The following is a 9,893-nucleotide window of genomic DNA, read 5'->3' as shown; positions in this document are numbered from 1 at the left end:
CTTCAATGGTTCTCAGCAGCCTTCGTTTCCTATCCCAATATCCGCAAGTTGCTCCAAATACGCTCGATAAGCTCCGCAAGGAACGAGGATTCTAAAGCTCCCAAGCTAGCAATCCGCCAAGCGTCCCCCGACRACCTGCACTTCAAAAAATAATACTGCTGCTCGCTATAGCAACTACGGTGAAATAGCAGCTATCATTCCCGATGAGTCACTATTTGCCCTAGTAAGCTTTTACTAGCTTCCACGCTCTCTCCATATCATCGATTAGCGTATACGGATCTTCCATTCCGATGTACAATCTGGCTACTGATGGGTTTGTTCCGTCCGGGTTTCTACGCTCAGGCGTTGTATTGACCGTAACGAGACTCTCATAACCGCCCCAGCTGACTGCAATTCGGAAATAATGCAGCGCATCAGCCCACTGCTTCATGACAGCAACGGGAAGCTTGCTTTCGAAAGAAAACAAGCTACTGTATCCGTCCAGTTGCTTCTGTGCCAATTCATGCTGAGGATGTGAACGAAGACCTGGATGGTTCACACGATTGACCATAGGGTGTTTCTCCAAATACTCCGCGATGATCATGCCGCTCTTCTGATGGCGCTCCATACGAAGCGGAAGCGTACGTAAACCACGAATCATTAACGACGCTGTATGAGCGGTCATGATTCCTCCTAGCAGCATATACCCTTTGTTCTCAATTTTACTAATTAGCGCAGCACTTCCAGTTACAACTCCGCCCAGACAATCACTATGTCCTGAAAAAAACTTAGTCATCGAATGCAGCACGAGATCGATGCCCATAGTCAACGGCCTTTGGAAGCAAGGTGTTGCCCAGCTGCCATCTATCATTGTAATGATCCCTGTTTTTTTCGCCAGCTCAGCTATTCCTTCAAGATCCTGCAGCTGAAAAAGGCCTGATGTAGGGCTCTCCACGTATATAATTTTTGTATTTGGCTGTACTGCATCCTCGAAATCGGAGAGCAAACTGCCATCTACATAAGTGACTTCAACCTGATATCTCTCTGTCATTTCGTTTAGAAACTCTCGTGTTGGCCCGTAAGCCTGATCAACACAGATGACATGATCGCCTGAACGAAGCAGCGCATGCAGCGTTCCTGCAATTGCAGCCATGCCCGATGCGAAGCAGCGCGACTGCTCACCGCCCTCCAATTCGGCGATTTTGCTTTCCAAATATTTTACCGTTGGATTGTTGCCGCGGGAATATACGTTGGCAGCTAATACATCCTGCATCGCATGATCGAAGGTTTCATGATTCTCGAAAGTAAATAAGCTATTTTGATAGATCGGTATGGTTACCGCACCGTAATGTTGTTTATCTACCTGATCGTGAGAGACTTTTGTATGCAGTTGATTATCCATTTCTTTTCTCTCCATCATGTCGTTTCCCTCTATCCATTCCATGAATTTATTATCCTTTTTCTGCTCCCTGTGTTAATCCCTCTACGATGAAACGCTGGGCAAAAGCGAACAATACGACGGTAGGAATGACCGAGAGTACCGTTCCAGCCGACATTGCACCCCAATCGACATCAAATTTCATAACGAAGGAGTTCATAGCTACCGGCAACGTCTTCAATGCCTCGTCATCGATAAACATGACAGCCATAAACAGCTCATTCCAGTTTTGTACAAATGCAAAGATGAAGGTTGAAGCAATGCCCGGCAACATAACCGGAATGATCACTCTTAACAACGCCGTCAGACGCGAACAACCATCAATCATGGCTGCCTCCTCTAAGCTGCTCGGAACGCGTTGGAAAAAGCCTCGAAGCATAATAGTTGAGAATGGAATAAGCATAACCGTGTAGCAGATAATTAATGACATCCTTGAATTAATCAAATCCAAGTCCGCCATCAATAAGTACAATGGAGCTAGTGCAATAAATCCCGGAAGCATTTGCGTAACGAAAAACGCCATCATAATCTGTTTATGCCCTCTAAACTGAAAGCGGGCCATGACATATGCGCTTAGAGTCGCAATAAAAATAACGATCGCGGCAGCAAGGACGGCTACCAATAAGCTGTTGAAGATGTAAATATGGAATTTCGATATTTTAAAAATCTGGATGTAGTTATCCAGCGTGAATTGCTTTGGCCAATATTGAAGCGGGAAAGAGAATATATCCTTTTGAGGCTTAAGTGAAGTAATGACGATCCAGTATAAAGGAAATACCATGATTACAAAATGCAACGCTAGATACAGCACCTTCAGACCTGTCAGTATGCGTGGCTTCATCTTAAAAATCACCCACCTTTTCTGACTTGGTCACAAACAAATAGAAAATCGTGTACAAGATTAGAATGCCGATCATCGTAACACCAATTGCCGATGCCATCCCGTAGTCCCCGCCGTAAATAATTTTATCCAGCATTAATGAGGATAAAATATGGGTTGTTCCCGCAGGACCGCCGTTAGTCAAACCGTAAATAATCGTTGGATCATTGAATATCCATATCGCTCTGAGCAAAGTCGTTGCGATAATCGTAGGAAGAATAAAAGGAAAGGTGACATTAACAAACTTGCGAATGCTCCCCGCTCCATCCATATCCGCTGCCTCATACAAATCAGCTGGCACCGATTGAAGAGCCGCAAGCAGCATGATTGCAAAAAACGCGATGCCGTACCATACATTGGCGATAATGACCGATGACATTGCCCAATCTGGATCAGAGAGAAAACCGATTCTAGTATCAATAAGGCCGATGCGCATTAAAAGATCATTAATAACGCCCATTTGGGAGTTGAACATCCATTTCCAAATCAAGCCGATTAAGAAACCAGACAAAGCCCAAGAGTAAAAGATAAACCCTTGATATACCCCTCTGCCTTTAAACGGTTTACGCAAAATCAGTGCAAGTGAGAGGCCAATCAAAAATTGAAACGTTAAGGAGAAAAACACCCAGTATGCGCTATTCGTCATTGCTTTCAGAAACTTAGCATCTTGGAATGCGGTTACAAAGTTCTGGAATCCGATGAATCGAACGTTTGTCAGATCGAACAGAACGTAGTTCTGAAACGCCATGACTACCCCTTGCAGGAATGGATAAAACGTAAATATGAGCAGCAACACCAAAGCTGGTAGCAAGCTGAGCAAAATATACGTTCGCTGCTTTCTCAATGCAATCACCGCCCTTGACTTAGAAAATGCGATGGGCGGCTGCTGAGCCACCCATCACTATTTTTCAGATTATTTTTTCATGTCCGCTTTCGCTTTCGCCCAATATTCATTCCACTTCGTTAACGTATCCTCAACTGAAGTTTGACCTAGCAGCATCGCCTGACCACTTTCCATAGCGACGGTACCCCATTGTCCATTAGCTGGATATTCGAATGGCGGTTTGAAATTGATGAACGTATCTGGTTTGTTCGTCATATCAAGCAAAGTTTTGTAAGGTCCTTTTTGGAAAAACTCATCCTCTGTAGCCGAAGAGTGGATCGGTACAGTACCATGACTTTTGGATAGCTGTGTATTCTCCTCAGGAGAGGATAGGAACGTAATTAATTTCCAAGCAGCTTCCTTGTTCTCTGAGTGGGAAGTGATACCCCAGCCTGCTCCACCTGCAGAAATCATCGCTTTGCCTGAAGGACCAGTAGGCATTGGAGCCGTTGCCCAAGTTCCTTCTTGCATGTTCTCGCTCAATACTTGAATAACGTCTGGATCTTGCAAAAGGAATGCAGTTACACCAGAAGTAAATGCCTGTACCTGCTCTTGGAAGCCCCAGTTAATGGAATCCGGAGGTGATCCTTCTTTGTACAGCTTCACATATAGATCTAGTGCCGTTTTGGCTTCTGGAGAAGAGTAGATTGTTCCGCCATCTTTCAGGAACATCGCATCATCAACATTGATCTTGTCTGCGTCGTACGCTTGAATCAATGTATCCGGAACACCGTTGGCACCAGGACCGCCACGGAATGAGAAGCCGTAACGGTTTTTCGCAGCGTCCGTCAGCTTAACAGATGCATTAACTAACTCTTCGTAGGTAACCGGAGCATTGATTCCCGCTTCCTTCAACCAATCTGCACGATAAAACAATTGGCGCTGATACAATCCGTTTGGTATGAAGTAGAGCTTATCCTTGACGGAAGCAACGGATTTAGCAACAGCCGTTACAGTGCCAAAGTCGCTCCATGAGCCTGTGTAATCGTTCAATGGCTCTACGTAGTTGTTATTTACGAATTCCGCAACGTTAAGATCGCGTACTTCCAAAACGTCTAGCGGTTGTTTGGCGGCCAACATCGTTCTGATTTTGTTATCAGCCTGATCAAACGGTGGAGAAATCAATTCAACCTTGATGTTCGTGTTCTGGGCCATGAATTTGTCGATGCTTGCTTTAATCAATGCTGTACGACTCGGGCTGGTCAAGCTTTCAATCATGCGAAGCGTAATTACTTTCTCTTTACTTCCGCTGTCAGGCTTTTTCCCATCATTTGAAGAACTGCAAGCTGTAGTGAGAGTAAAAACCATTACAGCCGTCAAAGCGGATAACATCCATGTTTTCATTGGTTTACCAAACATATGAATCCCCCTAGAGACATAGTGTCATACTATCTACCTGTATGATAGGTTAAATATAATGTAAGCACTTTCATCTTGTCAATAACAAATTTTAATTAATAATGACGTATCGTTTCCTCGATAATATCCATCATTTTGTTAAATTCAGCTAATGCATGCTGTACATCATGTTTGGCAATACCGTCAAATAACGTACGATGGAACGGATAAGTATTATCAAATAATTCCTTAACGCCGAACGGGCCAGCAAAGAAACGTTTGATTAATTCAGAGATAGATTCATAGACGCTGTGAAGCAGCGGATTAGCGGCAGCATCATAAATATGCTGGTGAAACTTATAGTCAATTGCCGATGTATCCAGACCTCTGTTTTTGCACACATCATACTCTTCTAAACATTGTCTCATCTTCTCGATTTTTTCGTTGCTAATCCGTATAGCAGCAAGCTCTACAGCCTTTCCTTCCAAAGCTCTGCGCACGTCAAGAATATGAAGAAGAAACTTCTTCTCATTCTCAATTTTCACCTTTCCGCTATAGCGATAGGACTCAGAATCATTAACAAATATACCTTTTCCATTCACCACTTTAACAATATCGATAGCTTCAAGATACCTCAGTGCTTCGCGCAAAGAGGAACGTCCTACACCTAATAATTTTGTCAGTTCTTCAGCTGATGGAAGCTTGTCTCCCTCCTGCAAGCCTTTAACCTCGATGTATTTTTGAATCTCTTCTGAGACCAACTCATGGACATTTTGCTTCTTAACTTTCTGAATCATTTCTATCATCCTTTTTACCTTTCAGATAGGTGAATCTTATTCGATTATATGTATTTTGTCAATAAAGCGCTCTCTTTTTGCAAGCATTGCTTACAAGCCGATAGAGTCTGCGTTTACCATTTTCACAACTAATATTTTGCTAGATGAGAGATGAGAATGCTCCTTCGAACATAAAATAAGAAAAACTTGCTTATTTACTTTCTATTTTTTAATTTCGGTATTTCCTATTTAATGATAGTAGAATCTTACCTCCATAAGGGAAAGAGGTGCTGCCATGCTTGAGCAGATTATTCTAGTTAGCAGCTTTACGTTTATTATTCATTTTGCAGAAACGATTACATATTCTCTTCGATTAGCTGGCGTACGTATGGGAAAAATAGCAGTCGCTATATCACTAACTGGCATTATCCTGCTCGTATCGCGAACAGCGTTGTGCGTGCAAGCACCCCTTATGGGAAAGCTCATCGATTCTGCTAAAACTTCCATGGAGTATTCACTGATTGAGCAATTTCGAATCATAATCTTAAGCGCATCTCTAGGAACAATTGCAGCGATGCTAGCATTTCCAACCGCGGTCATGCTGGCTAGACGAGTCATTGCCCATTTGGAGGTAGCAGGCTCTATCCCAGGCTTGCTGAAAACGACAGTATCTATAGAGAAACTTAAAAACTCGCGTTCACACATCCGTCTGCCAAAGCTGGGAATGCTGGCGCGATTAAGAATTGGCGGTATACCGAAACGATTGTTTTTACTCAACATTATCGTAACCGCGGTCTATACCATTGGCGTGCTTGCTGCTTTACTCGCTTCTTCTATGACGACCGAGCATGCGATTTCCGCATCTCAATCATCAGGGCTAATTAATGGGGTAGCAACGATACTGCTGGCACTTCTTATTGATCCTGAAATCGGCTTATTGACGGATAAAGTGCTAAAGGGAGAGAAAAAAAGCGCTGCGTTAACTAAAGTATTCGGTCTGCTTATGTTGTCCCGTGTGATGGGCACCGTACTGGCACAATTATTGCTCGTACCGGCAGCAACCTTGATATTGTGGGTCGTATCTAGATAAAAATAGAATGTTAACTTGCTTGAGGAGGAAAGTCATGCTGTGGTCACATTTATTTTTCAAGCAGGATCGTTACAAATATTTTCCAAAACATATCGCGATCATTATGGACGGCAACGGGAGATGGGCAACTCGCAAAGGGCTGCCACGAAACGTTGGACACTTTTACGGGATGAAAACGATGCAGAAAATCATAAAAAGATCGATTTCGCTAAAGCTTAGCTGCTTGACCTTATATGCATTTTCAACGGAGAACTGGAGAAGGCCCAAAGCCGAGGTTGATTATTTATTGGAGCTGCCTATCAAATATTTTCAGAATCAAACGATCGAAGAACTAAACAAAAAAAATGTAAAAGTAACTTATATCGGCGACATTAGCTCGTTTCCCGCTCATACGGTGGATGTCATTCAACGAACCTGTGAAATAACGAAGAACAACACTGGCATGCTTCTAAATATGGCTCTTAATTACGGGGGGAGAACTGAAATCCTGCAAGCTGCAAAAAAGCTCATCGCAAGCGGAGCAGACCCGCTCACTTTCGATGAACAATTTGAGAAAACGATCGCTACCTCCGATTATCCGCCGGTTGATTTAATCATTCGGACAAGCGGTGAAAAGAGGCTGAGCAACTTCCTACTATGGCAGGCAGCGTATGCTGAATTATGGTTTACGGATAAAAGCTGGCCGGATTTCAACTATGCCCTATTGAACGATGCGATACAAAATTATTCGAAAAGAAAAGAACGGGAATAATGAACCTGCAAAGACCAAACCCTTCACATATATGAAGAGAATGGTCTTTTTTGTTTGAAAATCAAGCTAGTTTTGTTTCGCTATTTCTACAAACTTGGCATTGAATTGCTGAGCAATCTCATCCAACTGTGGAGTCAAAACATTAGATTTTTGTTTTAAAATGGTAAACTTATTCATTAACGCTGCGATTTCATAAGGGGACCCATCGATTAATCATTTGCATGAGCAGCTTTTTGTTCTTCGCCATTTTTTTGAATTGATTATCGCTTGTTATGCTAATTGCGTTCATCGCCAATACGGGGACGATATGACTTTTAAGCCATATCGTCGAACAATTGTGGACACTGCTGGAGCGTCATCATATCTTTCCAGAGCCAGCCTAACTCTTTTGCATTATTGGAAAGACTACACAAAATAAAAAAGAGAACCATGAGGTTCTCTTTTTTTGCTTGCCTAATTCATTTCTATACCCTATCAATTACACTTGCTAAAACCGCACTGCGTACACTGCTTGCAGCCTTCTATATTAATAAGCGCTGCCGAGCCGCAAGAGGGGCACAAATCTACGGAAGTAGTGTCTACAGCAGCTTTGGAGATCGCCGTATAATCCGCAGACGCTGCTGCTTCTTCTCTTTGCACTATTTTCGCTGCCGTCTCCTGCTCCGTCCCATTCTCCATATGAATCTCAAGCGATTTTGCAACGGCATCCGCAATGGACTCCACTCGGTTGACTCCGAATCCGATCGCCCCCGATCCGCCAATCCCTTTCAAATGCTTGACGAGCAGCTTCACCTTGTTTCCATGATCGCCATAACGCAGAAATAACGAACATACACGCCCTAATGCTTCAGCCATCGCAAACACATCCGAACCTGCCTTGCCTACGTTCAAGAAAATTTCTGCTGGTGTGCCATTCAGATCATTTATCGTAATATAAGCCATGCCAAATGGTGTGTTCACCTTATAGGTCGCACCCCGCAGCACCTGCGGTCTGCGTTTATACTGCTTATCCAGCTCCTGCTCAGGTTGCACGGCTGCAGGGACAACGGCTTCCACCAAATCCGCATCAAATGATGCTTCTGTTTTCTCTTCTTTTGAAGACGTTGAGAGAACTTGAACATCACGACTGCCATCTCGGTAAATCGTCACACCCTTGCAGCCGAGCTCAAAAGCAAGCTCATACAATCTTCCTGTTTCTTCCACTGTGAAATCTGCCGGGCAATTCGCTGTTTTGGAAATAGAGCTGTCTACCCAGCGCTGTATAGCCGCCTGTACCCGAATATGATCCTCTGCCGACAAACTCATCGAGGTTACAAAATAATCAGGAAGCTCCTCCCCCGGATGAGACGCCTTCCAAGACGCTGCAATCGGAACATCTTGTTTATCAAAACCAAGACGACTCTGACGATAGTATTCGAATGCAAAATAAGGCTCGATTCCCGTAGACGTTCCGACCATTGTTCCCGTGCTTCCTGTTGGTGCTTGTGTAATGACCGTCACATTACGCATGCCGTTCAGGGCCACATTGTCGCCAATCTCCGGAAATTCGGCTATCAATTGCTTCATAAATCCGCTCTGAACATATTTATCAGCTTCAAACGCTTGGAACGAACCTTTCTCGGCAGCGATTTCCGAAGACGCCAAATAAGACTCCCTAGCCATAAATCCATACAGCTTATCTAGGAAAACCAATGACTCTGCGCTGCCATATCGGATGCGCAGCTTAATCATAAGCTCAGCTAGTCCCATCGTTCCGAGCCCGATACGCCGCTCAAGCTTCTGATTGCGCTCATTTTCTTCAAAATGATAGGGTGTTTTGTCGATGACATTATCAAGGAATCTTACAGACCAGCGTGTAACTTTAGCAAGTTCATCCCAAGCAACGTCATGCTTCTCTTCATCATAAAACTTCGATAGGTTTATAGCTGACAAGTTACAGACGCCCCAGCCCGGCAAGCCTTGTTCACCGCAAGGGTTCGTACTTATAATGGGATTGAAATACCAGCTGTTCGACATTTGATTATAATACTCCATAAAGACAACGCCTGGCTCGGCTGACTTCCATGCGGATTCAATAATCGCTTGCCATATTTCACGAGCGCGCACCGTTTTGTAGGGGATAACCTTTTTGCCTAGCTTGCGCCATGCATCCAGATCGCCGGTCCATAGCTCGTTATACTCTATATCTTTGGTATCTGGAAATACGAGCTCCCATTCCAAATCTTCCTTTACAGCCCGCATAAACGCGTTGCTGATACATACCGACAGATTGGCATTGGTCACTTGACCCATCGTTTGTTTGACCGTTATAAACTCTAATACGTCCGGGTGCCAATCATTGATCATAAGCATCAAGGCGCCGCGGCGGCTGCCGCCCTGCTCAATGAGTCCCGTTGCATAGCTGAACAGCCCGCCCCATGATACAGCACCGCTCGATGAACCGTTCACGCCTGCAACTATCGCTCTTCGAGGTCGCAGCGAAGATAAATTCATCCCAACGCCGCCGCCGCGCGCCATAATTTCAGTCATCTCCGTGAGTGTTGTCATGATGCCTCCGCGGCTATCCTTTGGTGAGGGAATGACATAACAATTAAATAGCGTCAGCTCTTCACTAGCACCAGCCCCCGCTGCAATTCTCCCGCCCGGAACCAGCTTCCAATCATCTAATAAATATCTGAATTTGTCTCGCCATTCCTTTTGTTTCTCTGATCCATCTTCAACGGATGCCATCGCATCTGCAAGACGATCCCACATTTCC

General features: G+C 44.2%; 8 protein-coding genes. 2 read left to right on the top strand and 6 right to left on the bottom strand.

The genetic code is table 11. From position 1 onward, the window contains the following. Nucleotides 1-220: 220 nt before the first annotated feature. The 5 genes from AC1DSE_RS22965 to AC1DSE_RS22945 form a co-directional block, all read right to left on the bottom strand. Entirely contained in the window at nucleotides 221-1,423 is a 1,203-nt protein-coding gene (locus tag AC1DSE_RS22965) for a trans-sulfuration enzyme family protein (RefSeq protein ID WP_477512167.1), read from the bottom strand. Nucleotides 1,424-1,430: 7 nt separating this feature from the next. Beyond that, nucleotides 1,431-2,258, bottom strand: a complete 828-nt coding sequence (locus AC1DSE_RS22960; protein WP_076269999.1) for a carbohydrate ABC transporter permease — start codon at nucleotides 2,256-2,258, stop codon at nucleotides 1,431-1,433. A gap of 1 nt (nucleotide 2,259) precedes the next feature. After that, the gene (locus tag AC1DSE_RS22955; RefSeq protein WP_339209580.1) at nucleotides 2,260-3,150 is read right to left on the bottom strand and encodes a carbohydrate ABC transporter permease; all 891 of its coding nucleotides are present in this window, start codon (nucleotides 3,148-3,150) and stop codon (nucleotides 2,260-2,262) included. 60 nt (nucleotides 3,151-3,210) lie between these two features. After that, on the bottom strand, nucleotides 3,211-4,539 hold the full coding sequence (locus AC1DSE_RS22950) for an ABC transporter substrate-binding protein (protein WP_477512169.1): 1,329 nt from the start codon (nucleotides 4,537-4,539) through the stop codon (nucleotides 3,211-3,213). Between the two features lie 95 nt (nucleotides 4,540-4,634). Then, on the bottom strand, nucleotides 4,635-5,315 hold the full coding sequence (locus AC1DSE_RS22945) for a FadR/GntR family transcriptional regulator (protein WP_441882855.1): 681 nt from the start codon (nucleotides 5,313-5,315) through the stop codon (nucleotides 4,635-4,637). A gap of 274 nt (nucleotides 5,316-5,589) precedes the next feature. Here AC1DSE_RS22945 and AC1DSE_RS22940 point away from each other — a divergent pair, with 274 nt between their 5' ends. Continuing rightward, nucleotides 5,590-6,384: a lipid II flippase family protein gene (locus AC1DSE_RS22940; protein WP_477528237.1), complete on the top strand. Its 795-nt coding sequence runs from the start codon at nucleotides 5,590-5,592 to the stop codon at nucleotides 6,382-6,384. A gap of 34 nt (nucleotides 6,385-6,418) precedes the next feature. Beyond that, nucleotides 6,419-7,135, top strand: coding sequence for a polyprenyl diphosphate synthase (gene uppS / locus AC1DSE_RS22935; protein WP_441882851.1), 717 nt, complete (start codon nucleotides 6,419-6,421; stop codon nucleotides 7,133-7,135). A gap of 474 nt (nucleotides 7,136-7,609) precedes the next feature. On the opposite strand, the gene AC1DSE_RS22930 is transcribed toward uppS, so the two are convergent. Next, nucleotides 7,610-9,893: adenosylcobalamin-dependent ribonucleoside-diphosphate reductase (locus tag AC1DSE_RS22930; RefSeq protein WP_477528236.1), on the bottom strand; the 2,284-nt coding region annotated here is incomplete at its 5' end.

It is taken from the genome of Paenibacillus sp. 01L418 (assembly GCF_056400045.1).
Note: the sequence above shows the minus strand (reverse complement) of the source record. Positions and strands in the feature narration are given on the sequence as shown.

Excerpts from the sequence above, each read along its gene's own strand:
- AC1DSE_RS22950 (WP_477512169.1), bottom strand. The coding sequence starts at position 4,539 with ATGTTTGGTAAACCAATGAAAACATGGATGTTATCCGCTTTGACGGCT.
- AC1DSE_RS22940 (WP_477528237.1), top strand. The coding sequence starts at position 5,590 with ATGCTTGAGCAGATTATTCTAGTTAGCAGCTTTACGTTTATTATTCAT.
- AC1DSE_RS22965 (WP_477512167.1), bottom strand. The coding sequence starts at position 1,423 with ATGGAATGGATAGAGGGAAACGACATGATGGAGAGAAAAGAAATGGAT.
- uppS (WP_441882851.1), top strand. The coding sequence starts at position 6,419 with ATGCTGTGGTCACATTTATTTTTCAAGCAGGATCGTTACAAATATTTT.
- AC1DSE_RS22960 (WP_076269999.1), bottom strand. The coding sequence starts at position 2,258 with ATGAAGCCACGCATACTGACAGGTCTGAAGGTGCTGTATCTAGCGTTG.
- AC1DSE_RS22945 (WP_441882855.1), bottom strand. The coding sequence starts at position 5,315 with ATGATTCAGAAAGTTAAGAAGCAAAATGTCCATGAGTTGGTCTCAGAA.